General features: G+C 58.3%; 23 protein-coding genes. 8 read left to right on the forward strand and 15 right to left on the reverse strand.

Annotation, left to right across the window (positions count from 1 at the left end):
• Positions 1 to 105: 105 nt before the first annotated feature.
• Positions 106 to 1,059, forward strand: coding sequence for an HTH-type transcriptional regulator MetR (gene metR / locus E0L20_RS21190; protein WP_131635675.1), 954 nt, complete (start codon positions 106 to 108; stop codon positions 1,057 to 1,059).
• On the opposite strand, the gene E0L20_RS21195 is transcribed toward metR, so the two are convergent.
• From E0L20_RS21195 to pldB, 3 genes are all read right to left on the reverse strand, one after another.
• Positions 947 to 1,846: a carboxylate/amino acid/amine transporter gene (locus E0L20_RS21195; RefSeq protein ID WP_131635676.1), complete on the reverse strand. Its 900-nt coding sequence runs from the start codon at positions 1,844 to 1,846 to the stop codon at positions 947 to 949. The two genes, metR and E0L20_RS21195, sit on opposite strands and share 113 nt — an antisense overlap.
• An 82-nt stretch (positions 1,847 to 1,928) precedes the next feature.
• Positions 1,929 to 2,729: a sugar/pyridoxal phosphate phosphatase YigL gene (gene yigL, locus E0L20_RS21200; protein WP_131635677.1), complete on the reverse strand. Its 801-nt coding sequence runs from the start codon at positions 2,727 to 2,729 to the stop codon at positions 1,929 to 1,931.
• Between the two features lie 31 nt (positions 2,730 to 2,760).
• Positions 2,761 to 3,753, reverse strand: coding sequence for a lysophospholipase L2 (gene pldB / locus E0L20_RS21205; RefSeq protein ID WP_131635678.1), 993 nt, complete (start codon positions 3,751 to 3,753; stop codon positions 2,761 to 2,763).
• A gap of 110 nt (positions 3,754 to 3,863) precedes the next feature.
• Here pldB and rhtB point away from each other — a divergent pair, with 110 nt between their 5' ends.
• Positions 3,864 to 4,484, forward strand: a complete 621-nt coding sequence (gene rhtB / locus E0L20_RS21210) for a homoserine/homoserine lactone efflux protein (RefSeq protein ID WP_131635679.1) — start codon at positions 3,864 to 3,866, stop codon at positions 4,482 to 4,484.
• Here rhtB and rhtC read toward each other — a convergent pair.
• From rhtC to pldA, 3 genes are all read right to left on the reverse strand, one after another.
• On the reverse strand, positions 4,481 to 5,101 hold the full coding sequence (gene rhtC, locus E0L20_RS21215; RefSeq protein ID WP_131635680.1) for a threonine export protein RhtC: 621 nt from the start codon (positions 5,099 to 5,101) through the stop codon (positions 4,481 to 4,483). The genes rhtB and rhtC overlap by 4 nt on opposite strands.
• A gap of 61 nt (positions 5,102 to 5,162) precedes the next feature.
• Positions 5,163 to 6,992, reverse strand: a complete 1,830-nt coding sequence (recQ, locus tag E0L20_RS21220; protein ID WP_131635681.1) for an ATP-dependent DNA helicase RecQ — start codon at positions 6,990 to 6,992, stop codon at positions 5,163 to 5,165.
• A gap of 90 nt (positions 6,993 to 7,082) precedes the next feature.
• On the reverse strand, positions 7,083 to 7,952 hold the full coding sequence (gene pldA / locus E0L20_RS21225; RefSeq protein ID WP_131635682.1) for a phospholipase A: 870 nt from the start codon (positions 7,950 to 7,952) through the stop codon (positions 7,083 to 7,085).
• A gap of 160 nt (positions 7,953 to 8,112) precedes the next feature.
• Between pldA and yigI the strand changes: the two genes are divergently transcribed.
• Together yigI and rarD are read left to right on the forward strand one after the other, a co-directional pair.
• Positions 8,113 to 8,580 (forward strand): acyl-CoA thioesterase YigI, encoded by a 468-nt coding sequence (gene yigI / locus E0L20_RS21230; protein WP_131635683.1) that lies wholly within the window; start codon positions 8,113 to 8,115, stop codon positions 8,578 to 8,580.
• Positions 8,581 to 8,631: 51 nt separating this feature from the next.
• Positions 8,632 to 9,528 (forward strand): EamA family transporter RarD, encoded by an 897-nt coding sequence (gene rarD, locus E0L20_RS21235; RefSeq protein ID WP_131635684.1) that lies wholly within the window; start codon positions 8,632 to 8,634, stop codon positions 9,526 to 9,528.
• Between the two features lie 83 nt (positions 9,529 to 9,611).
• Here the strand turns inward: rarD and corA are convergent, their stop codons facing one another.
• The 8 genes from corA to lptM form a co-directional block, all read right to left on the reverse strand.
• Positions 9,612 to 10,562: a magnesium/cobalt transporter CorA gene (gene corA, locus E0L20_RS21240; RefSeq protein WP_006179243.1), complete on the reverse strand. Its 951-nt coding sequence runs from the start codon at positions 10,560 to 10,562 to the stop codon at positions 9,612 to 9,614.
• 150 nt (positions 10,563 to 10,712) lie between these two features.
• Positions 10,713 to 10,769, reverse strand: coding sequence for a YsgD/CorL family protein (gene ysgD / locus E0L20_RS24110; RefSeq protein ID WP_212743980.1), 57 nt, complete (start codon positions 10,767 to 10,769; stop codon positions 10,713 to 10,715).
• Positions 10,770 to 10,918: 149 nt separating this feature from the next.
• Entirely contained in the window at positions 10,919 to 13,081 is a 2,163-nt protein-coding gene (gene uvrD / locus E0L20_RS21250; RefSeq protein WP_131635686.1) for a DNA helicase II, read from the reverse strand.
• 107 nt (positions 13,082 to 13,188) lie between these two features.
• Positions 13,189 to 13,905, reverse strand: a complete 717-nt coding sequence (gene yigB / locus E0L20_RS21255) for a 5-amino-6-(5-phospho-D-ribitylamino)uracil phosphatase YigB (protein WP_131635687.1) — start codon at positions 13,903 to 13,905, stop codon at positions 13,189 to 13,191.
• The gene (gene xerC / locus E0L20_RS21260; protein WP_131635688.1) at positions 13,905 to 14,807 is read right to left on the reverse strand and encodes a tyrosine recombinase XerC; all 903 of its coding nucleotides are present in this window, start codon (positions 14,805 to 14,807) and stop codon (positions 13,905 to 13,907) included. The genes yigB and xerC overlap by 1 nt, the downstream gene beginning before the upstream one ends.
• Positions 14,804 to 15,511, reverse strand: coding sequence for a DUF484 domain-containing protein (locus E0L20_RS21265; RefSeq protein ID WP_131635689.1), 708 nt, complete (start codon positions 15,509 to 15,511; stop codon positions 14,804 to 14,806). Before E0L20_RS21265 ends, xerC begins: the two co-directional genes overlap by 4 nt.
• A complete protein-coding gene (gene dapF, locus E0L20_RS21270; protein WP_131635719.1) occupies positions 15,508 to 16,332 on the reverse strand; it encodes a diaminopimelate epimerase in 825 nt (274 codons plus the stop codon). The genes E0L20_RS21265 and dapF overlap by 4 nt, the downstream gene beginning before the upstream one ends.
• A gap of 36 nt (positions 16,333 to 16,368) precedes the next feature.
• A complete protein-coding gene (lptM, locus tag E0L20_RS21275) occupies positions 16,369 to 16,572 on the reverse strand; it encodes an LPS translocon maturation chaperone LptM (RefSeq protein WP_131635690.1) in 204 nt (67 codons plus the stop codon).
• A gap of 135 nt (positions 16,573 to 16,707) precedes the next feature.
• Between lptM and cyaY the strand changes: the two genes are divergently transcribed.
• Entirely contained in the window at positions 16,708 to 17,028 is a 321-nt protein-coding gene (gene cyaY / locus E0L20_RS21280; RefSeq protein WP_131635691.1) for an iron donor protein CyaY, read from the forward strand.
• A 91-nt stretch (positions 17,029 to 17,119) separates the two neighbouring features.
• On the opposite strand, the gene cyaA is transcribed toward cyaY, so the two are convergent.
• Positions 17,120 to 19,663 (reverse strand): class I adenylate cyclase, encoded by a 2,544-nt coding sequence (cyaA, locus tag E0L20_RS21285; RefSeq protein WP_131635692.1) that lies wholly within the window; start codon positions 19,661 to 19,663, stop codon positions 17,120 to 17,122.
• Between the two features lie 349 nt (positions 19,664 to 20,012).
• Between cyaA and hemC the strand changes: the two genes are divergently transcribed.
• From hemC to hemX, 3 genes are read left to right on the forward strand one after another with little or no spacing between them, the layout of a single operon-like run.
• Entirely contained in the window at positions 20,013 to 20,954 is a 942-nt protein-coding gene (gene hemC / locus E0L20_RS21290; RefSeq protein WP_165500740.1) for a hydroxymethylbilane synthase, read from the forward strand.
• Positions 20,951 to 21,691: a uroporphyrinogen-III synthase gene (gene hemD, locus E0L20_RS21295; protein ID WP_131635694.1), complete on the forward strand. Its 741-nt coding sequence runs from the start codon at positions 20,951 to 20,953 to the stop codon at positions 21,689 to 21,691. Before hemC ends, hemD begins: the two co-directional genes overlap by 4 nt.
• Before the next feature lie 21 nt (positions 21,692 to 21,712).
• A complete protein-coding gene (hemX, locus tag E0L20_RS21300) occupies positions 21,713 to 22,906 on the forward strand; it encodes a uroporphyrinogen-III C-methyltransferase (RefSeq protein WP_131635695.1) in 1,194 nt (397 codons plus the stop codon).
• The last annotated feature ends 2 nt before the right edge of the window (positions 22,907 to 22,908 follow it).

The following is a 22,908-nucleotide window of genomic DNA, read 5'->3' on the forward strand; positions in this document are numbered from 1 at the left end:
TGGAGAAATTCGTTATTTAGACGTCCAGATGTTTACACATCTATAATTGGCAGGTACTGTATATTCCTCAAGCGCAATATGTTCATGGCGAAGTGAAGGACTTTCATGATCGAGATTAAACACCTGAAAACGCTACAAGCGTTGCGGAACTGCGGTTCGCTCGCGGCCGCTGCGGCCACGCTGCACCAGACGCAGTCCGCCCTTTCTCACCAGTTCAGCGATCTGGAACAACGCCTCGGCTTTCGTCTTTTTGTGCGCAAGAGTCAGCCCCTGCGCTTTACGCCGCAGGGCGAGATCCTGCTGCAGCTGGCCAATCAGGTGCTGCCGCAGATCGCCAGCGCGCTGCAGTCCTGCAACGAGCCGCAGCAGACCACGCTTCGCATCGCCATTGAATGCCACAGCTGCATTCAGTGGCTGACCCCCGCGCTTGAGAACTTCCGCCAGAAGTGGCCGCAGGTGGAGATGGACTTTAAATCCGGCGTGACCTTTGACCCACAGCCGTCGCTCCAGCAGGGCGAACTGGATTTGGTGATGACATCGGATATTCTGCCGCGCAGCGGCCTGCACTATTCGCCGATGTTTGATTTCGAAGTGCGCCTGGTGCTGGCGCCGGATCATCCGCTGGCGAGCAAAACGCGCATCACGCCGGAAGACCTGGCGACGGAAACGCTGCTGATTTACCCGGTGCAGCGCAGCCGTCTGGATATCTGGCGTCACTTCCTGCAGCCCGCAGGCATTAGCCCACAGCTGAAAAGCGTGGATAACACCCTGCTGCTGATTCAGATGGTAGCGGCCAGAATGGGCATCGCGGCGCTGCCGCATTGGGTAGTAGAAAGTTTTGAACGCCAGGGTCTGGTGGTCACCAAAACCCTGGGCGATGGACTGTGGAGCCGGCTGTACTCCGCCGTGCGCGACGGCGAGCAGCGTCAGCCGGTAACGGAGGCGTTTATTCGCTCAGCGCGGAACCACGCGTGCGACCATCTTCCGTTTGTGCGGAGCGCGGAGCGACCCACCGGCGATGTACCCACAGCGAAGCCAGGATCACCGCTCCCCCAATAAGGAAGCTCGGCCAGTGCGGCTGCTCCTGCCAGATGGCGAGGTTAACCAGCAGCCCGGCAGGCACATGCACGTTGTTCATGATCCCCAGCGTACCGGCGTCTACCTGCGTAGCGCCGTAGTTCCACATGAAGTATCCCAGCCCTGAGGCCACCACGCCCAGCCAGACCAGAACGCCCCACTGCACGGGGGTGGTCGGCAGCTTCTGCGGGTTACCGAGCATAAACCACGCCGCCACCGCGACTATCGCCGCGCCCATATAGAACCACGCAAACGCGTTGTGCTGCGGCATCGGGCGGGTCTCCATCAGGCGCTTATAGCCCACCATGCCGATGGCAAAGCTGATATTGGCGAGCTGAACGAACATCAGCCCGGTCCAGAAGTGATCGCTGACTTTGTCGTAGCGGATAATCGCCGCCCCCACCACCGCCAGCGCGGCGCTAAGCAGGTATCCCCAGCGCAGGCGGCGCTTGCTGAGCAGATCGTAAATCAGCGTGATATAGAGCGGCGTCAGCACGGTGAACAGCAGGAATTCAGAGACGGAGAGGTAGACGTAGGCGCGGAAGCTGAACAGGTACATGATGCCGAGCTGCATCGCGCCCACCAGCATATAGAGCAGGATCGTTTTCAGCGATTGCCCGCGCGTGCGCAGGAACGGCAGGAACACCAGCGCCGCCAGCCCCACGCGCATCAGCACCGAGAAGTAGCTGTCGACCGAACCGGCAAGGTATTCGCCAATCAGGCTAAAGGAGAAGGCCCACAGGATAGTGGTGATAATGAGTAGCGCCACAATGCTTGTCTCTCAGAAAGAAGGACAGGCATTGTAGCGAACTCTTCAGTTGACAACTGAGCAATAAACAATCAAATGAAGATTATTCAAGGAACAGCTTGCGCAGGTACTTAGGCACCGCGTTATCGCCGTTGGTGCCGATCACTTCCAGCTCCGGGTGCAGGTCTTTCAGGCGCTGGTGCGCGTTCTGCATGATGCAGCCTTTACCCGCCATGGAGAGCATCTCGGCATCGTTCATGCCGTCGCCGAAAGCGATACAGTCTTTCAGCTCAAAGCCCAGACGTTTCGCGACGGCTTCCAGCGCGTGGCCTTTGGACACGCCGCCGGCCATCACTTCCAGACAGGTCAGCGTGGAGAAGCTCACGTTCACGCGGTCGCCCCAGCGGGCGTTGATCGCCTGCTCCAGCGGCAGCAGTTCTTCATGGCTTTCGCAGGTGAAGAACACCTTGCTGATCCCTTCCGGCTCCAGCAGGCCCGGCTCGTACAGGGAGTAGTTAAACACCGCTTCCTTGAAGAAACGCATTTCGTCCGGGCGGTGACGGTTCATAAACCAGTCGTCGTCGCGGTAAACGTTGGTGACGATATTCGGGTTATTGTGCACCACGCCGAACAGATCGGCGGCGATGTCGCGATCCAGGTTGTGGGTGAAGATCAGGTTGCCATCGGTATCGTGCACGCGCGCCCCGTTGGAGGTGATCATGTACGATTTGATTTCCAGATTATCGCGGATCTGCCCCACGTCCACGTGGTGGCGGCCGGTAGCGAACACGAAGTTCACGCCACGGGCAGTCAGGAGTTTTAAGGTCTCTTTCGCGTAAGGCGACAGGGTGTGGTCGGGGGAAAGCAGCGTGCCATCTAAATCAGATGCAACAACCTGGTACATAGGGATTTCAACCTCTGGTGGAAAACAATAATCAGTTATGCCGGTCGAAAAACTCGACGATGGCGTTGAGCGCGACTGAGCGCATGGCGTCCTTTTCAAAAAGGATCTCATGGTACGCGCCGTTGATGACCAGCGGTTTACCCCCTTCGCAGGGGTGACCGGCGGCAGCGCGCAGTTCGCAATAGCGGTCGTGCATGCGGTTATCCACCACACGCTCTTCTTCCGCCTGAATCAGGAGCGTCGGCGTGTCATCATCACCGACCCCGGCAAGCACCTGCTCACCGGCCAGAATGCCTTCCCGCACCCAGTGCCAGGTGGGGCCACCGACGCGCAGGCGCGGCTCATCGGCGTAAAAACGCAGGTTACGGCGATAGCGCTGCCGGCTGTGGGTCAGGACGTTGATGGCAAACGGCAGCGCGCGCCAGCGTCCTGTGCCGATGGCATAGCCTTCGCGAATGCGCTGATGGCCCTCAGCCCAGTCGAGAAGATGGCGTACCATCCAGTCCGGAAAACGTATAACGATGCCGTACATCGGCGCGGTGAGCGCAATGGCATCGCACTGGTGCGCGTGGCGCTGTAAAAACAGCGTGGAGATCGCCCCGCCCATGGAGTGGGCAAGTATATACCGCCTGCGCCACGGCCCGGGCTGCACTTCCTGTTGCCAGAAGGCGGCAAGGTCATCGACGTAATCGCTGAAGTTATCCACGTGCCCACGGTGCGTATCCGGCAGCATACGACCTGACAGCCCCTGCCCACGGTGGTCGATAATCAGCACGTCGAACCCCATATGGACCAGGTCGTAGGCCAGCTCAGCGTATTTAACGTAGCTTTCGATACGCCCAGGGCAGACGACGATCACCCGATCGTTTTTCTCATTTCGGAAACGAACGAAGCGCACCGGGATGCCCCCGACGCCCGTAAACTCATCTTCCTCACGCTGCCGCCAGAAATCGGTCAGCGGCCCCATAGAGAAAGCAGCAAAAGCGTTTTCTCGTGTTTCCCAGTCCTTTTTCTGCTGAAACATTGGGTTTCCACTCACGTAATCCAGGGAATATCGTTTTTTTCTTCACCGGTCACAAAATGACTCAACAATAGCGTATTGTGGCATAAAAATAGACGGTTCGGGAGTTTCAAATGACCTTCGAGTGGTGGTTCGCCTACCTGCTGACATCCATTATCCTCAGCCTTTCACCAGGCTCGGGTGCAATCAATACGATGACTACCTCCATCAACCACGGCTATCGCGGTGCGGCGGCGTCGATCGCCGGACTGCAGACCGGGCTGGGCATTCACATTGTGCTGGTCGGGATTGGTCTGGGAACGCTGTTCTCACGCTCGGTGCTGGCCTTTGAGGTGCTGAAATGGGCCGGTGCGGCGTATCTGATTTGGCTGGGTATTCAGCAGTGGCGCGCGGCAGGCTCGATTGACCTGAATACGCTCTCCCGGACGCAAACGCGCGGCCATCTGTTTAAACGCGCGGTGTTCGTGAACCTGACCAACCCGAAAAGTATCGTCTTCCTGGCCGCACTGTTCCCGCAGTTTATCGTGCCGAACCAGCCGCAGGTGATGCAGTACGTGGTGCTGGGCGCGACCACCATTATCGTCGATATTATCGTAATGATTGGCTACGCGACGCTGGCGCAGCGGATTGCGGCGTGGATTAAAGGGCCTAAGCAGATGAAGGCCCTGAATAAAATCTTTGGTTCGCTGTTTATGCTGGTTGGCGCGCTGCTTGCGTCAGCGCGTCATGCTTAGCGAGAGATGATGAGATGAATGCCGAAGCCGGCGAACAGCGCGCCGGCGAAGCCGTCGATCCACTTCGCGATGCGCTGGTAGCCGCGGCGCATCGCCGGTAAGGCGAACAGGCTGGCCACCACGGTGAACCAGGCAAACGTCTCAACGACGATCAGCAGGAAGATCCCCCAGCGCGCGCCCGCGCCCACGCTATCGCCCACAAACAGCGAGAACACGGAGCCGAAATAGATAATCGCTTTCGGGTTCGCCAGGTTGGTCAGCAGCCCTTTCACAAAGCTGCGGCCGCCCGTTGCCAGCTCCACCTTAGGCTCTTCCGGTTTTTTCTCTTCTTTCTTCAGCGCCCCGCGCAGCATCTGGTAGCCCATCCAGCACAAGTACAGCCCGCCGCCGACCATAATAATGTTATGCAGCCAGGCCATCTTCGCCAGGATCAGGTTCAGGCCGAGCAGCGCGACTGCCGCCCAGACCATGACGCCCATGGTAATACCGAGCACGCCCATCATCGCCTCTTTGCGGGAGCGGCTGACGGCGGTTTGCGACACGAAGAAAAAGTCAGGGCCAGGGCTCATCAGCGCAACGAGGTGCACTAACGCCACGGTGAGAAATAGCATTAACATAATTAGCTCGCGGGGAAATAATGTAGTGAGTCACCATCCTGGCACTTTTTCGCCCGGCTGACTACTCTTCGTCATCACCATCGGCGTGAGAGCGGATGAGCGCCATAAACTCTTTCCCGAAGCGCTCCAGCTTGCGCGTGCCGACGCCGTTGACGCTCAGCATCTCGCTGGCGCTGAGCGGCATCTGCTCGGCCATCTCAATCAGCGTCGCGTCGTTGAACACCACGTAAGGCGGGATGTTCTCTTCATCGGCAATGGCTTTACGCAGCTTGCGCAGTTTGGCAAACAGTTTGCGGTCGTAGTTGCCGCCGTAGGATTTCTGCATCACGCGCGGCTTGAGAGCGATAACGCGCGGCACGGCGAGCTTGAGTTCAACTTCACCCCGCAGCACCGGGCGCGCGGCCTCCGTGAGCTGAAGCGCGGAGTGCTGGGCAATATTTTGCGTGGCAAAGCCGAGGTGGATCAGCTGGCGAATAATACTTACCCAGTGCTCGTGGCTCTGCTCTTTACCGATGCCGTAAACCGGCAGCTTGTCGTGGCCCATGTCGCGGATGCGCTGGTTGTTGGCCCCACGCAGCACTTCCACCACGTAGCCCATCCCGAAGCGCTGGTTGACGCGCCCAATGGTTGAGAGCGCCTTACGCGCGTCCATCAGGCCATCGTACTGCTTCGGCGGGTCAAGGCAGATATCGCAGTTGCCGCACGGCTCCTGACGCCCCTCGCCAAAGTAGTTGAGCAAAACCAGACGGCGGCAGGTTTGCGCTTCGGCAAACGCCCCCATCGCGTTGAGCTTGTGGCGCTCGATATCCTGCAGCTGACCCTGAGGCTTCTCTTCCAGGCAGCGGCGCAGCCACGCCATGTCGGCCGGATCGTAAAACAGCATCGCTTCCGCCGGCAGGCCGTCACGCCCGGCGCGGCCGGTTTCCTGATAGTAGGATTCAATATTGCGCGGGATGTCGAAGTGCACCACGAAGCGCACGTTGGGCTTGTTGATCCCCATCCCGAAGGCCACCGTCGCGACCACAATCTGCAGGTCGTCGCGCTGGAATTTCTCCTGCACGTCGGCGCGGATGTGGTTCTCCAGCCCGGCGTGATACGCAGCGGCGCTAAAACCGCGGTTTTGCAGACGCGCGGCGGTGTCTTCGACCTTCGCACGGCTGTTGCAGTAGATGATGCCGGACTTGCCGCGCTGCTCCTGAACGTAGCGCAGGAGCTGATCCAGCGGCTTGAATTTCTCCATCAGCATATAGCGAATGTTCGGGCGGTCGAAGCTGCTGACCTGAATATAAGGGTCTTTTAACCCGAGCAGACGAACGATGTCCAGACGCGTCGTATCATCCGCCGTGGCGGTAAGCGCCATAAACGGCAGCTCGGGGAAGCGCTGACGCAGCTGGCCGAGGGCGGCATATTCCGGGCGGAAGTCATGTCCCCACTGGGAGATACAGTGCGCTTCATCCACCGCCAGCAGGACCGGATTCCAGTGCGCGAGATGATCGAGGAAGTTATCCAGCATCAGGCGTTCCGGCGCGATGTAAAGCAGGCGGATCTGCCCGGTGCGGCAACCCGCCATCACCTCTTGCTGCTGCTCGCGGGTTTGCGTGGAGTTAAGACAGGCGGCCGCCACGCCGTTGGCGAGCAGCTGGTCGACCTGGTCTTTCATCAGGGAAATCAGGGGCGATACCACGACCGTCAGGCCGTTCAGCACCAGCGCGGGCACCTGATAGCAGAGCGATTTTCCGCCGCCGGTTGGCATCACGACCAGGCAGTCGCGGCCTTCCAGCACGGTTTCAATGATGGTTTCCTGGCCAGGGCGGAACTGCTGATAGCCAAAGGTTTCCTGCAAAACCTGTTTAGCCAGCGATTCCTGATTCAATACTTCCGCCTGCGCCACGTTAACCCCATATGCCAGAAATGAAACAGGCGCTATTTTCAGCGCCTGAGAAAGAAACTTCAACGTTTAACGTAAAAACATTCGAGCGGCCTAGAAAATATCGTTCAGCATGACGCCCACACCCACGCGGGTCTGATTGAAGTTGTAGTCGATCAGCGACTCGCCGTATCCGCTGTACACCTGCGTGTAAAGACGCACGTGCTTCGTCACCGGATAGCTCAGGCCCAGCTCTGCGCCGCCGTAGCCGGTGTTCCAGTTGTACTGGCCTTTGGCGCTCAGCACCGCATCGCCTAGCTGGTAGCCAATCTTGAGCTGGTAGTAGCCCATGTATTTGGTGATATCCGGGTTATCGTCGGTGCTGCCCACCACATACCACGGCTTCACCTCCACCATCAAATTGCCGTTCTGCGCCATCAGGCGGGTGTAGGCGCGGTTCCAGCTGCGCGAGGTTGGATCGGAGCGACCGTTGGAGTCATGGTTAAAGCCCACTTCGACGTCGCGCAGCGTCCAGCCTGCGAACTCGTAGTCCGTTGCGAAGCCGAGGAACAGCTGCGGCTCATAGTTGGTTTCGCGGAACGGCGAGGACTCCCCGCTGTTGGAAAGCTGCCACCAGGATTTTTGCGTATAGGAAGCACCGAACACCGAGTTCGGCCCCAGAATGCCGCGCCAGAACGGGAAAGCGAGGCTGAGCTGGTACTTCACCTCATCCTTACGCGCATTATCGGACCAGTTATAGGAGCGAATGGCCTCTTTGTTGAGATCGCTGGTCTGGGTGTAAATCACGTAGTTGGTGTCGTACGGGTAGAGCGTGAACGGATTGTCGTGCTCCTGAAGCATATTGGCGATGATGCTGCCCTTAACGGCAGGTTTATCGTGCACCTCTTTTATGGTCGCTTCCTGCGCATATGCTGTGAAGGGCAGCGCAACCGCCGCCAGTAACCAGGCCAGATACGTCCGCATCGGTGGTGTTCTCCTGAAATCGTTACATTTAATGAATCGTTTTGTCCGGGCATTCTACAGACTTCTGCGACAACTTCCGCCTACTCGTTTCTGAAAGTGGAAATCATTATGGTTGAGGCATAAAATCAACATTTTGTTAACAACAAGGATGAGACGTCTCATGTCAGCCATGCTTACCGCCGAAGAAGCCTTAAAGCTCGTGGGCGAGATTTTTGTTTATCACATGCCCTTTAACCGCGCGCTCGGTCTGGAGCTGGAGCGATACGAGAAAGACTTTGCTCAGCTGAGCTTCAACAACCAGCCAATGATGGTAGGCAACTGGGCGCAAAGCATTTTGCACGGCGGCGTGATTGCCTCCGCGCTGGACGTGGCGGCAGGGCTGGTCTGCGTCGGCAGCACGCTGACGCGTCACGACACCATTAATGAAGACGAACTCCGCCAGCGCCTGTCGCGCATGGGGACCATTGATTTACGCGTCGATTATCTGCGCCCGGGAAGGGGCAATCGCTTTACCTGCAGCAGCAGCCTGCTGCGCGCGGGGAACAAAGTCGCCGTGGCGCGCGTTGAGCTGCATAACGAAGAACAGGTGTACATCGCCAGCGCGACCGCCACTTATATGGTGGGTTGAGGCGGCAAAATCGGGTAAAATTAATTCACTATTTTGTAACGGATTATCCCGATGGATGCTAAACAGACGCGGCAGGGCGTTTTACTCGCCCTTGCCGCTTATTTTATTTGGGGTATCGCACCGGCGTACTTCAAGCTTATCGCCTACGTTCCGGCTGACGAGATCCTCACTCACCGCGTTATCTGGTCGTTCTTCTTTATGATTGCGCTGATGAGCATCAGCCGTCAGTGGTCGGGCGTCAAAACGCTGCTCAAAACCCCTAAAAAGGTATTCCTGCTGGCGCTCTCTGCGGTGCTGATTGGCGGCAACTGGCTGCTGTTCATCTGGGCGGTGAATAACCATCACATGCTCGAAGCGAGCCTGGGATACTTCATTAACCCGCTGGTGAACATCGTGCTGGGGATGATTTTCCTCGGCGAACGCTTCCGCCGTATGCAGTGGGTGGCCGTCATTCTGGCCTTCTGCGGCGTGCTGGTGCAGCTGTGGACCTTCGGTTCGCTGCCGATTATTGCCCTCGGCCTGGCGTTTAGCTTTGCTTTCTACGGCCTGGTGCGTAAGAAAATTGCCGTGGAAGCGCAGACCGGGATGCTGTTTGAAACCCTGTGGCTGCTGCCGGTAGCGGCAATCTATCTGTTTGGCATCGCCGACAGCGCCACCAGCCACATGGGCAGTAACCCGTGGTCGCTGAACCTGATGCTGATGGCGGCGGGCGTAGTGACCACCATTCCTCTGCTGTGCTTCACCGGTGCGGCGACGCGCCTGCGGCTCTCCACGCTGGGCTTCTTCCAGTACATTGGCCCGACGCTGATGTTCCTGCTGGCAGTGGTGTTTTACGGTGAAGTGCCGGGCGCGGACAAGATGGTGACCTTCGCCTTCATCTGGGTGGCGCTGACCATCTTTGTTGCGGATGCGATTTATACCCAGCGCAGGGTGCGCAAAGGGTTGTAGTGCTCCCCTCACCCTAACCCTCTCCCAAAGGGAGAGGGAACACTATCGTAGGCCCGGTAAGCGCAGCGCCACCGGGCAATTTCTCAAAGCCAGTTCTTCCGCTTAAAGTACAGATACGGCGCCAATCCCGCGAGGATCATGAAGATAATCGCCCCCGGGTAACCAAAGCTCCACTTCAGCTCCGGCATAAACTCAAAGTTCATCCCATAGCTGGATGCCACCAGCGTCGGCGGCAGGAATACCACGGATACCACCGAGAAGATCTTGATGATGCGGTTCTGCTCGATGTTGATAAAGCCCATCGCCGCCTGCATCAGGAAGTTCACCTTCTGGAACAGGGATTCGTTGTGCGGCAGCAGGGATTCGATATCGCGCAGGATCTCACGCGCCTGCTCCAGCTGGCCGCCCGGCAGACGCGCCTTGCGCACCAGGAAGTTCAGCGCGCGCTGGGTATCCATCAGACACAAACGCACCTTCCAGCCGATATCTTCCAGCTCCGCCAGCGTGGAGAGCGCTTCGTCGTATTCATCGCCCTGATGGCCCTCCATGATCACGCGGCTCAGCTTTTCCAGATCGCTGTAGATGTTTTCAATTTCGTCCGCCAGCTGTTCGATTTTGGTTTCGAACAGGTCGAGCAGCAGCTCGTAGGCGTTGCCGTCCACCATCGCCTGACTGCGGGCGCGCATGCGGTAAAGACGAAACGCAGGCAGTTCACGCTCGCGCAGGGTAAACAGACGGCCGTCGCGGATGGTAAACGCCACGGTAGAGTTACCCGCGTGGTCGTCGGCATCTTCAAAGAAGAAGAAGGAGTGGATGTGCAGGCCGTCTTCGTCTTCAAAGAAACGTGCGGATGCTTCGATGTCTTCCAGTTCCGGGCGGGTTGCCAGGCTTTGCCCCAGCTCAGATTGTACGCGAAGGCGCTCATCGTCGTCCGGCTCGACCAGATCCACCCATACGGCATCAATGAGGGGCTGTGACTCTTCGGCTTCAAGCCGAGTCAGTCGGTTTTTTTCGAGTTGAAATGCGCTCAACATGACCGGGACTCCCAATGCAAAAAATATCGGACAGTTCGGTGGGCACACAGAAACAAATTGGGTTTCAGACCATTAAACAGCCTGACTCAGCGCGACGGGAATAATGCAGTCGCTGACAACCACTAAGGCCATCAGCAAGAGGAGATAGCCTTAGGAGTTGTTCCTGGATGACAGGGAATTGAGCCAGTATCTACTGGGTGTGTCCAAGGCGAATGTCCTCTTAGCGTAATCGTGCGCGCATGTTACGCCAGCTATAACTGTGGCGTCAACACGCAACGGGACGCTGAAGGGCATTAATTGACCTTCAACGTATAAGGTTAGCAGATCATTACAAAATAATGATATTTTTCTGAATGTTAGACTGTTTCCAGCTTCGCATAGGCCGCCACCAGCCATTTGATCCCCTGCCCCTGGAACGCCACTTGCAGACGACTGTGCTCGCCGCTGCCTTCCAGATTCACGATGGTGCCTTCACCAAACTTCGAATGGCGCACGCGCTGGCCCAGCTTGTAGCCCGTGTCATTTTCCGAGATCGGCGCGCCCATGCGCTGATGGCTGACCGGACGGCTGATGCTGGCGCGCAGGCGCACCTCTTCCACGCACGCTTCCGGCAGCTCGCCGATGAAGCGCGACGGACGGTGATAGACCTCTTTGCCGTACAGACGGCGGGTTTCGGCGTAGGTCAGCGTCAGCTTTTGCATCGCACGGGTCACGCCGACGTAGGCCAGACGACGCTCCTCTTCCAGCCGGCCGCCCTCATCCAGCGACATCTGGCTCGGGAACATCCCCTCTTCCATGCCGACGATGAACACCTGCGGGAACTCCAGGCCTTTGGCGGAGTGCAGGGTCATCAGCTGAACCGCATCCTGCCAGGTGTCCGCCTGCCCCTCGCCCGCTTCCAGCGCGGCGTGGGAAAGGAACGCCTGCAGCGGCATCAGGTCTTCGTCTTCTTCGTTGTAGCTGAACTGGCGCGTTGCCGTCACCAGTTCCTCTAAGTTCTCAATACGGGTCTGGCCCTTCTCGCCCTTCTCCTGCTCGTACATGATGCGCAGGCCGGAGTCTTTGATCACCCGGTCGGTCTGCACGTGCAGCGGCATGTCGGCGGTTTCCTGCGCCAGAGCGTCTATCAGCTCAATAAAGCGCTGCAGCGCGCTGGCGGCACGTCCGGCGAGGGCCTTTTCCTGCAGCAGCTCGCGGCACGCCTGCCACAGCGTCAGCTGGCGGTCGCGCGAGGCCTGACGCACCACGTCCAGCGTGCGGTCGCCAATGCCGCGCGTTGGCGTGTTCACCACGCGCTCAAAGGCCGCGTCGTCGTTACGGTTGGCGATCAGGCGCAGGTACGAGAGCGCGTCCTTGATTTCCTGACGTTCGAAGAAGCGCATACCGCCGTAAATGCGGTACGGCATGCTCACCTGCAGCAGCGCCTCTTCCAGCACGCGCGACTGGGCGTTGCTGCGATAGAGAATGGCGCACTGCTCCAGCGCGCCGCCGTTGTCCTGCCAGGTTTTGATGCGGTTCACCACGAAGCGCGCTTCGTCGAGTTCGTTGAACGCGCAGTAAATCGAGATCGGTTCACCGTCGACGCCGTCGGTCCACAGCTTTTTACCCAGACGGCCGTTGTTATTTTCGATCAGGGCGTTAGCCGCGCTGAGGATGTTGTTCGTCGAGCGGTAGTTCTGCTCCAGACGAATGGTCTGTGCGCCGGGGAAATCGTTGAGGAAGCGCTGGATGTTTTCCACCTGCGCCCCGCGCCAGCCGTAGATCGACTGGTCGTCATCGCCCACGATCATCACCTTGCCGGTATCGCCGGCCAGCAGGCGGATCCATGCGTACTGGATGTTGTTGGTATCCTGGAACTCATCCACCAGGATATTGGTGAAGCGTTCGCGGTAGTGCTGCAGGATGTGCGGCTTGTTGAGCCACAGCTCGTGGGCGCGCAGCAGCAGCTCGGCGAAATCCACCAGACCGGCGCGATCGCAGGCTTCCTGATAGGCCTTGTAGACGTTCTGCCAGGTCTGCTCGACCGGGTTGCCGAAGCTCTGAATGTGGTGCGGGCGCAGCCCTTCGTCTTTCTGGCCGTTGATGTACCACATTGCCTGACGCGGCGGCCACTGCTTCTCGTCGAGGTTCATCGCCTTGATCAGGCGCTTCAGCAGACGCAGCTGGTCTTCGCTGTCGAGGATCTGGAAATCCTGGGGCAGGTTGGCGTCCATATGGTGCGCGCGCAGCAGGCGGTGCGCCAGGCCGTGGAAGGTGCCGACCCACATGCCGCCCTGGCTGGTGCCCATCAGCTGCGCGATACGGTGGCGCATCTCTGCCGCCGCCTTGTTGGTAAACGTTACCGCCATGATGGAGTACGGGGAGCAGTTCTCCACGCTCTGCAGCCAGGCGATGCGGTGAACCAGCACGCGCGTCTTACCACTGCCCGCCCCAGCCAGCACCAGCATGTTGGTGCGCGAAGCCGCTACGGCTTCACGCTGTTTGTCATTAAGGCTGTCGAGCAGGTAAGAAACGTCCATTGGCACCGTCACATAGTATTCAGGAACACAGCAAAACGCCCGGTGGCGCTTCGCTTACCGGGCCTACAACTGCAAAACCCTGGTAATTTATACAATATTACTGGTGATTATATCAGCGTCGTGAGGGATGCCAACCGCGAAATTTCCACGTGCGGCAGAAGACGGCTGTCGAGCGTGGTCATCAGGTCGGCGTTTTCCGGCCTGATCCAGCAGGCCTGCATGCCGCAGCGGATTGCCCCGGCCACGTCCGTAGTGAGGTCGTCGCCGACGTGCAGGATCTCACCGAGCGGCAGGTTTAGCTTCTCCGCCGCCAGGTGATACATATCGTTGAACGGCTTCGAGCGCCCGTGCGGGCCCGCGCGCAGCACGAATTCAAAGTAATCCCCGAGGCCAAAGAGTTCAGGCTGGGCATTGCCGTTGGTGATGGCCACCAGCGGCCACTTTTCGGCGAGCTTCGCCAGCGTGTCGTGAGTCTCCTGCGGCACGTCGATACGGCTGCGCCATTTGGCAAAGTTCTCCATCGACGCCTCCGCGCCAATAGCCGCCTCGCGCGCGCTCAGGCCAACGTTGAGCATCGCCTGCTCGACCGCGCGGCGGCGCCATTCGGTCACGTCGTGGTAAATCTCCGGCTCGGTTTCACGCAGGGACTGACGCAGCTGCTGAAAGTCCTTGTTCTGCATCGCTTTCAGCGCGGGATGGTAGTTCTGCACAAACGCCAGCGACTCCTGCTCGGTACGCAGGATCACCTCGCGGTTGTCATAAAGGGTGTCATCAAGGTCAAACGTCAGGGCCGAGATCTGACCGAGTGGGCGGTAAAAACGCATTATTTCCCCCGTTTGGCGCGTGGATGCGCCGCGTCATACACCGAGGCAAGGTGTTGGAAGTCTAAGTGGGTATAGATTTGAGTGGTCGACAGATTCGCGTGGCCCAGGAGTTCCTGCACGCCGCGCAGATCGCCGCTTGATTCCAGCATGTGTGTCGCAAAAGAGTGGCGCAGCTTGTGCGGGTGAACGTGGCTGTTCAGCCCCTGCTTAATGCCCCACTCCGCAAAGCGCTTCTGCACGTTACGCGCCGAGATCCGCTTGCCGAGCTTCGATAAAAATAGCGCATCTTCTTCTGCGCCAAACAGCCCGCGCAGATCCAGCCAGTGCTCAATCCAGGAGACCGCGTTGCGGCCAATCGGCAGACGGCGCTCTTTGCTGCCTTTACCCATCACCCACACCTCACCGGATTCGAGATCGAGATGTTTGATATTGAGATTCACCAGCTCGGAAAGACGCAGGCCCGCACCGTACATCACCTCCAGCATCGCGCGGTCGCGCACGGCCAGCGGGTCGTTAAGGTCGATATCCAGCAGGCGGTTTACGTCGTCGACGTCGATATTTTTCGGCAGATGGCGCGGGGCTTTTGGCGTGGCGATGCCTTTCGCCGGATTGGCTTTTAATCCGCCCTGGCTCACCAGCCAGTCGAAGAAACTGCGCAGCGCAGACAGCCTGAGCGCAAGGCTTGCCGGGCTAAGGTTTTTTTTACGGCTGCGCACGACGAACCCGCGAACCGTGGCGGCATCGCACTGCTGCCAGGTTTTCAGGCCGATCTCATCGGCAATCTGCATGATGGCATCGAGCTGGCGCCGGTAGTTGAGCAGCGTAATGGGGCTAAGCTGACGCTCCACGCCCAGATAGCGCAGAAAGCGCGCAACGTCAGCGGCGAGCAGGGCGTCCGTCATACGCGCTCAATCCAGCGCTCCAGCAGCTCGGGCAGCATCAGGGCAATCTCCTGCAGCAGGTGCGTGGCTTGCCCCTGCTCATAGTGATGCGCGTCGCGGCTGGTGAATAACATGACGCCCAGATCGCCGTCGCGCCCCATCAGCGACATCGCTACCGAGCCAATCGCTTTGGCTTCCGGCAGTACCACCAGCAGCTCAGGCCCGTTCAGCGGCCCCAGATAGTGATGCTCATGGCCCAGACGCTGAATGCGCAGCGGCTCAAATGCCTGGCGGCTGAGCGCCAGATGGGTGAAACCAGACGGCGCGCCAATGCGCCAGCGGTCCGGGAAGAGGCGAATCGTCGCGCCCGCCAGACCAAGCTCGCGCGCCCAGCGGTGGAAGCGGCTGAGAAACTCTTCAAGGCTATGCGCGGAGGCCAGGCGTGCCTGCAAATTCAGCAGCCGATAGAACAGGCTTTCGTTATTGCTGGCCTGCTCCATCAGCAGCGTCATATTCTCTTCGAGCTGATTGATGTGGTTGCGGGAGCGCGCCATGTGCCATTCAACCAGCGACACGGTCCCGCGAACCGGATGCGGCACGCGCATCGCTTCGACGACGCGTGCATTGCGAATAAAAAACTCAGGATTGTTCAGCAGATAATCAACAACAGCGCTGTCGTCCAGCTCCGTCACTGTTTCCTGCAGTTCTTCCCCTGGTTGTTTCATAGATGGATAAACCCGTCATAGACATGTGCCGCCGGGCCCGTCATATACAGTGGATGACCCGGTCCTTTCCAGGCGATATCAAGCCGACCGCCCGGTAACTCCACGCGAACCTCTTCTGCCAGTAATCCCTGGGAGATGCCTACCGCAACGGCTGCACAGGCACCGCTGCCGCAGGCCTGGGTTTCGCCCGCGCCGCGCTCGTAAACCCGCAGGCGAATATGCTCGCGCTTCACCACCTGCATAAAGCCGATGTTCGCCCGCTCAGGAAAGCGCTCGTGGCTTTCCAGCACCGGGCCGAGGCTTTCGACCGCAGCGGTTACCACATCATCAACCTGAATCACGCAGTGCGGGTTGCCCATCGAGACGACGCCGCACAATACTGTCTGCTCGGCCGCACGCATAATATAGGTCTTTTCCGCTTTGTTTGCGCGGAACGGCACGGCGGAAGGCTCGAAGTTTGGCTCGCCCATGTTCACGCGTACCAGCTCGTCGTCGGTGACGCTGAGCACCATACGGCCGTTCGCAGTACTGACGCGGATATCGCGTTTGTTGGTCAGCCCTTTCAGGCGGACAAAGCGGGCAAAACAGCGCGCGCCGTTGCCGCACTGGTTAACTTCGCTACCGTCGGCGTTAAAGATGCGGTAGTGGAAATCGAGATCGGGATCGTACGGCGGCTCAACCACCAGCAGCTGATCGAACCCGACGCCCAGATGCCGATCTGCCAGGCGGCGGATCAGCTCCGGGGAGAAAAAGACATTCTGCGTTACCGCGTCGACGACCATAAAATCGTTGCCAAGGCCATGCATTTTAGAGAACTGCATCATTCGCTCCATTGCGCGGGTACAGAACGTAATCTGTCAGAGATTAACCTGAGTCGGGCCACCATCATTGCCACGATCGTTGGTATCTGGCGTGGTTGACTCAATGCCGCTTTGCACAGGCTTCGTTGGCGGCGGTGCGGTTTTATCCGCAGGCGGGAAGTACAGCGGCCCTTTCAGCCCACAGCCGGTCAGGCTAAACAGCGTGATGAGAACGGCCAGCGTTCCAAAGACGTTTTTCATTATAAAGTTGCCCGTAAGTTCAAATCTGTTTCTATCATCGCAGGAGAAGACACAAAAGCAAGAGTTTGCCGCTTTCCTGCAACGGGAATTATTTAGCGTTATACTGCCGCCATCACGAAAAACAGGAACAAAACCATGAACGACAGTGAATTCCATCGCCTTGCCGACACCCTGTGGATGACCATCGAAGAGCGTCTGGACGACTGGGACGGCGACAGCGATATCGATTGTGAAATCAACGGCGGCATCCTGACGTTAAGCTTTGAGAACGGCAGCAAAATCATTATTAACCGCCAGGAGCCCCTTCACCAGGTGTGGCTGGCGGCCAAACAGGGCGGCTATCACTTCGATATGAAGGGTGACGAGTGGGTATGCGACCGCAGCGGCGAAACGTTCTGGGATCTGCTGGAGCAGGCGGCGACGGCGCAGGCGGGTGAGGCTGTGAGTTTCAGGTAGTTTTGTTGCCCGGTGGCGGCTACGCCTTACCGGGCCTACAACAGCTCGAACCGTAGGCCGGGTAAGCGTCAGCGCCACCCGGCGAAACACCTCAGGAGAAATACTGCTGCAACAGCGGCGCGGTATCCTGGCTGGCAGGCACGGCAGGCGCAACGGCCTGATTACGGAACGGGATCACCTGTGCGCGACCGTCGACGTTCACGATCTGATAGAACTGCGGCAGGTTAAAGTTGATAAAGCTTGAGCCGTAGGTAAAGCGGTCATGCGACGACGAATAGAAGCGGCTGACGTCACGCACTAGCTCCTCTTTGCTGCCTTCGCAGTGGTGATACACTTCGGCACGGTTGGTCTCGTCCAGAATGTAGATGTTAAACCCGGCATCATCACCCGACTCTTCAAAGAAGAACTGAATAATCCCTTCGCTGGCGAATCCGTCCACCACCTGCGGCAGCTTGACGTGGTTGGTTTCCACCTGCACCGACAGGCCGTGCAGCTTGTTGTGCGAAATCGCGCCGTAGAACTCGATGGCGTTTTCCAGTTTCTGTACCGACACGTTCAGGCGCTCGAAGAACAGGCCCCAGGTCTGGCCGGAGACGCGCAGCGCTTTGAAGCGTCCGGTTTCCTGACGGGTGCTGGAGAGGCGTAGTTCGATACACTCAGAAACCAGCTGCTGCACGCGGGTACGAATTAAACCGCGCAGGTGCTGGCTGTAGCAGAACACTTCGACGCTATCCGGCGGCGCGGCGTCCTGGTGCATCTTGCCGAGAATGGTTTTCAGCGCTTCGATCATCGCCTGCTCGCCGTTGAAGTGCAGGGTACGCACCTCGTTCCACGAGTTTCGGTACAGCAGATCTACGCTGCCCACCAGGCAGTTTTGCTGCTCGCCAAAGCTGAAGACGTCCAGCTTGCGGAAGTCAAAGTGGACCACCTGATTGCGGAAGGCCGCCGTCGGGTCGTATTCCAGATTGACGATAATCGCCAGATGGCGAATTTCGCACGGGCTGTAGAGCGCTTTTGGCGTTGGCGCAGGCAGACGCAGCGGGAAGTGGTGCGAGACATCTGCGACCATCTCCTGCAGCTTAGCGAGATCAACCACCTCGTTGCCTTTGATAAACAGGCGCGTGCGCGAGGTCAACAGGCCGTTGAACCAGGCCCAGGCCACCAGTTTGTTCAGGTAGCGGTTATACTCCAGCGGCTGATGGCTGATGATCGAGTCCATGCTTGGCGCACGGTTGTAGAGATACCACCCGGTGCGGTTTGCGCGGCCCGGCGGCACAAAGATAAAGGTGAGGTTCGGTTCTGACAGGTCCGGCGAAATCTGCGGGTTAACCAGGGTCACTTTACCCGGCAGCGCTTCAAACGCGGCGTACAGTTTACGGGTCAAGACGCCGATATCCTGTGGGCTGGCGGAAACGCTGAGGTTGTTACGGCGCGCAAAGCGGATCAGGTTACGGTAGCTTTGCATCATCGCATCGAGCAGTTCGTTGTGCGCTTCACGCACCTGATCGATTTTCCAGTTGGCGCGGTTGTCGAGCATGGACAGACGCTCTTCGTCCCATCCCCACTCTTTGACTAACTGACTAACCACTTCACGACGCCAGCCAACGCACGCGCGTTCGCGGCTGAGTTTTTCACAGACTTTGAGATAGAAACATCGACGCACCAGGTCAAGACGCGTGGTGTCATCAATGGCTTTCAGGTATTCGGTGACGCGTTCGAGCATCATGCAGTAGGCATCAAGCCCGTAGGAGACAATCTCACCGTCGTGCAGGCGCTGCTTGATGTCTTTCGCCAGCAGGCGCGGCGCGGGATATTCCCAGGAGTAAGCTTCGAGCAGCAGCGTTTTCAGCACCGCTTTATACGGTGAATCGATGCTCTTATAGAGCTGCCAGAGGCTTGCGCCAAAGTACTCTTCGGCGGACAGGGAACTGAGGCCGCCCAGATCCAGCCATTCATTCGGCGTCAGTACGCCCTGCGAGTACAGCGACATGACGTAATCGTCGTAATGCTCTTCTTCATTGCACGGCACCATATTCCACAGAATACGCTTACCGGCCAGGCGTACGGCGCTACGGTAGAATTCGTCCAGCAGCAGCATGTGCTGGGTCGAGCCGCAGTCTTCACCACCGAGACTGCCGCTTTCGTTATGGCGGAAACGGTTTTCATCAATCAGGAAGAAGCTCACTTCCACGCCGAGCGACGCCGCCCAGCTCTCCAGCAGGCTGCATTTACGCTGCAGCAGCTGGCGCTCTTCATTGTCGAGCCAGGATTGATGACAGACCCAGATATCCAGGTCAGAAGAACAGCTTTGCCCTACCGATGAGGTACTTCCCATGGAGTAAACGCCCGTTATCGGCAGTTCACCTTTTGGGGAATCCTGAGGCGGCATGCCGCGATAGAGTTCCAGCTCGTTCAGATAATGCTGTTGGGTTTCATCAGGCGTGAAGAGGCAAATGCCCTTGGGAACGTTACCATCGAGGTAACCCGGCATCAGCGGATGGTGATAGTGCAATAATGTCGGCAGAAGACTGTACACCTGCTGGAAAGCAGGGCCCATGGCAGCAAGCGCGCGATCGACACGCAGTTGGTTTATGGCATCCAGTCTCTGTTTCAGAGTCTCAATATAGAGGTACAAGACGTATCGCCTGATGTTTCCGGGTGTTGCACGTTATTCCACAATCGAATAATGGCGAGCCCGCAGTATTTCAAAAAGATAACCGTTACCCTTTTTCGCCCTTATCTTTATGGTGGTAGCGACGAAAAAATGGTCTAAAACGTGATCAATTTAACACCTTGCCGATTGACCGTAAAGAAAGATGCGCTACATACAAGTGTAGCACCGATCTGAACGTGTAAATTCCTGAATACGGCTGCGGTCGACGCGTACGCCGCCTTGTCCCTCTTTATCTTCATCAACCGTAAAACTGCCATCCTAGAGTCAACAATGTTAGGATGGTTAGTGATTGATAATGACGGTAACAAGCATGTTAGACAATGTTTTGAGAATTGCCACACGCCAAAGCCCCCTTGCGCTCTGGCAGGCACATTATGTTAAGCAGCGCCTTGAGGCCTGCCATTCCGGATTGCGCGTCGAGTTGGTGCCGATGGTCACGCGTGGCGATGTGATTCTTGATACACCGCTGGCGAAAGTCGGCGGTAAAGGCTTGTTTGTCAAAGAGCTGGAAACGGCACTGCTTGAGAACCGCGCCGATATCGCCGTGCATTCGATGAAAGACGTGCCGGTAGAGTTTCCGGAAGGGCTGGGGCTGGTGACCATCTGCGAGCGGGACGATCCGCGCGATGCGTTTGTCTCCAATCACTATGATTCTCTCGATGCCTTGCCTCAGGGCAGCGTGGTTGGCACATCAAGTTTACGCCGCCAGTGTCAGCTGGCTGAGCGCCGCCCGGACCTCGTGATCCGGTCGCTGCGCGGTAACGTCGGCACGCGGCTGGGCAAGTTGGATAACGGCGATTACGATGCCATTATTCTCGCCGTCGCAGGCCTTAAGCGCCTGGGGCTGGAGTCTCGCATTCGCGTCGCGCTGCCGCCCGAGCTTTCGCTCCCGGCCGTGGGCCAGGGTGCGGTGGGGATTGAGTGTCGCCTGGACGATGCGAAAACCCGCGAACTGCTTGCGCCGCTCAATCACGACGAGACGTCTATCCGCGTAAAAGCCGAACGCGCCATGAATACCCGCCTTGAGGGGGGATGTCAGGTGCCAATTGGCAGCTATGCTGAATTAACAGACGGTGAACTGTGGCTGCGCGCGCTGGTTGGCGCGCCGGACGGTTCGCAGATGGTACGCGGCGAACGTCGCGGCCAGCCGCAGGATGCCGAAGCGCTTGGCGTATCGCTGGCGGAAGAGCTGCTGAATAACGGCGCGCGTGAAATTTTGGCCGAGGTTTATAACGGAGAACCCCCTGCATGAGTATTCTTGTCACCCGCCCTTCTCCCGCAGGAGAGCAATTAGTGAGCCGTCTGCGCGCACTGGGGCAGGTGGCCTGGAGTTTTCCGTTGATTGAATTCTCCCCCGGTCGGGAGCTCTCTTTGCTCACCGACCAGATGAATACCCTGCAGGAAGGCGACCTCCTGTTTGCGCTATCGCAGCACGCCGTGGAATTTGCCCATGCGCAGCTGCAGCAGGAAGGACGCCATTGGCCATCCTCACCCCGCTATTTCGCCATTGGTCGCACTACCGCGCTGGCTCTGCATACCGTTAGTGGAACAGACGTTCGCTATCCGTTAGATCGGGAAATCAGCGAAGTCTTGCTACAATTACCTGAATTACAAACTATTGCCGGAAAACGCGCGCTGATTTTACGCGGTAACGGTGGGCGTGAACTGTTGGGCGAAACCCTGCGCGAGCGCGGCGCCGACGTCACGTTCTGCGAATGCTATCAGCGCTGTGCAAAACATTATGACGGTGCGGAAGAGGCGATGCGCTGGCACATGCGCGGCATCAATACCCTGGTGGTCACCAGCGGCGAGATGCTGCAGCAGCTTTGGGCGCTCATTCCGCAATGGTATCGTGAAAACTGGTTACTCCGCTGTCGGCTTCTGGTCGTCAGTGAGCGTCTGGCGAACCACGCCCGGGAACTGGGCTGGCAAGATATTCGGATCGCTGATAACGCCGACAACGATGCGCTCCTGCGCGCATTACAATAACTCTCATAACGGGAAGCCATAATGACGGAACAAGACAAATCCTCCGCCGTGGTTGAAGAGACCAGGGAGACTGTGGAAGTTACGCCACAGCCAGAGACGACTGAAAAGGCCGCTGAGAAGAAAAACGGCAGCAACAAAACCAGCCTGACGCTGAGCGTTGTTGCCATCGCGATTGCCCTCGCCGCAGGCGTGGGTCTTTACGGACTGGTGAAGAAACAAGGCACCAACCAGACGGCAACCAGCGACGCGCTGGTGAACCAGGTCACCGCCCTGCAAAAAGCGCAGGAGACGCAGAAGACCGAGCTGGAAGGCGTGATCAAACAGCAGGCTGCCGCGCTCGCAGCCGCCAACAGCAAGCAGGAAGAGCTGACCAAACAGCTGGGCGAAGTGCAGGAAAAAGTCGCCACCATTTCCGGGACCGATGCCAAAACCTGGCTGCTCTCACAGGCCGATTTTCTGGTGAAGCTGGCCGGACGTAAGCTGTGGAGCGATCAGGACGTCACCACCGCCGCCGCGCTGCTGAAAAGCGCTGACGCAAGCCTGGCTGACATGAATGACCCAAGCCTGATTACCGCGCGCCGCGCCATTACCGAAGATATCGCCAGCCTGTCTGCGGTGTCGCAGGTGGATTACGACGGCATCATTCTCAAGGTTAATCAGCTCTCAAATCAGATTGATAACCTGCAGCTGGCGGATAATAACGACGACGACTCCCCGATGGATTCCGACGGCACCGAGCTGTCCAGTTCCCTGAGCGAATGGCGCGTGAACCTGCAAAAAAGCTGGCAGAACTTTATGGACAGCTTTATTACCATCCGCCGCCGCGATGAAACAGCCGTACCGCTGTTGGCGCCGAATCAGGATATCTACCTGCGTGAAAATATTCGCTCTCGCCTGCTGGTTGCGGCACAGGCCGTACCGCGCCATCAGGAAGAGACTTACAAGCAGGCGCTGGATAACGTCTCAACATGGGTACGCGCTTACTACAATACCGATGATGCGACGACCACCGCGTTCCTCGACGATATCGATAAGCTGAGTCAGCAGAACATCACCATGAACGTGCCGGATAAGCTGGAAAGCCAGCCGATCCTCGAGAAGCTGATGCAGACGCGCGTGCGTAACCTGCTGGCACAGCCAGGCGTTGCGGCGCAGCCCGCTGCCGAAGCGCCTGCCGCTACGCCAGCACCTGAAAGCGCACCACAAGGAGAGTAACG

Source organism: Enterobacter wuhouensis (assembly GCF_004331265.1).
Taxonomy (GTDB): Bacteria; Pseudomonadota; Gammaproteobacteria; order Enterobacterales; family Enterobacteriaceae; genus Enterobacter; species Enterobacter wuhouensis.

Excerpts from the sequence above, each read along its gene's own strand:
- metR (WP_131635675.1), top strand. The coding sequence starts at position 106 with ATGATCGAGATTAAACACCTGAAAACGCTACAAGCGTTGCGGAACTGC.
- yigL (WP_131635677.1), bottom strand. The coding sequence starts at position 2,729 with ATGTACCAGGTTGTTGCATCTGATTTAGATGGCACGCTGCTTTCCCCC.
- pldB (WP_131635678.1), bottom strand. The coding sequence starts at position 3,753 with ATGTTTCAGCAGAAAAAGGACTGGGAAACACGAGAAAACGCTTTTGCT.
- rhtB (WP_131635679.1), top strand. The coding sequence starts at position 3,864 with ATGACCTTCGAGTGGTGGTTCGCCTACCTGCTGACATCCATTATCCTC.
- rhtC (WP_131635680.1), bottom strand. The coding sequence starts at position 5,101 with ATGTTAATGCTATTTCTCACCGTGGCGTTAGTGCACCTCGTTGCGCTG.
- pldA (WP_131635682.1), bottom strand. The coding sequence starts at position 7,952 with ATGCGGACGTATCTGGCCTGGTTACTGGCGGCGGTTGCGCTGCCCTTC.
- yigI (WP_131635683.1), top strand. The coding sequence starts at position 8,113 with ATGTCAGCCATGCTTACCGCCGAAGAAGCCTTAAAGCTCGTGGGCGAG.
- rarD (WP_131635684.1), top strand. The coding sequence starts at position 8,632 with ATGGATGCTAAACAGACGCGGCAGGGCGTTTTACTCGCCCTTGCCGCT.
- corA (WP_006179243.1), bottom strand. The coding sequence starts at position 10,562 with ATGTTGAGCGCATTTCAACTCGAAAAAAACCGACTGACTCGGCTTGAA.
- uvrD (WP_131635686.1), bottom strand. The coding sequence starts at position 13,081 with ATGGACGTTTCTTACCTGCTCGACAGCCTTAATGACAAACAGCGTGAA.
- yigB (WP_131635687.1), bottom strand. The coding sequence starts at position 13,905 with ATGCGTTTTTACCGCCCACTCGGTCAGATCTCGGCCCTGACGTTTGAC.
- xerC (WP_131635688.1), bottom strand. The coding sequence starts at position 14,807 with ATGACGGACGCCCTGCTCGCCGCTGACGTTGCGCGCTTTCTGCGCTAT.
- E0L20_RS21265 (WP_131635689.1), bottom strand. The coding sequence starts at position 15,511 with ATGAAACAACCAGGGGAAGAACTGCAGGAAACAGTGACGGAGCTGGAC.
- dapF (WP_131635719.1), bottom strand. The coding sequence starts at position 16,332 with ATGCAGTTCTCTAAAATGCATGGCCTTGGCAACGATTTTATGGTCGTC.
- lptM (WP_131635690.1), bottom strand. The coding sequence starts at position 16,572 with ATGAAAAACGTCTTTGGAACGCTGGCCGTTCTCATCACGCTGTTTAGC.
- cyaY (WP_131635691.1), top strand. The coding sequence starts at position 16,708 with ATGAACGACAGTGAATTCCATCGCCTTGCCGACACCCTGTGGATGACC.
- hemC (WP_165500740.1), top strand. The coding sequence starts at position 20,013 with ATGTTAGACAATGTTTTGAGAATTGCCACACGCCAAAGCCCCCTTGCG.
- hemD (WP_131635694.1), top strand. The coding sequence starts at position 20,951 with ATGAGTATTCTTGTCACCCGCCCTTCTCCCGCAGGAGAGCAATTAGTG.
- hemX (WP_131635695.1), top strand. The coding sequence starts at position 21,713 with ATGACGGAACAAGACAAATCCTCCGCCGTGGTTGAAGAGACCAGGGAG.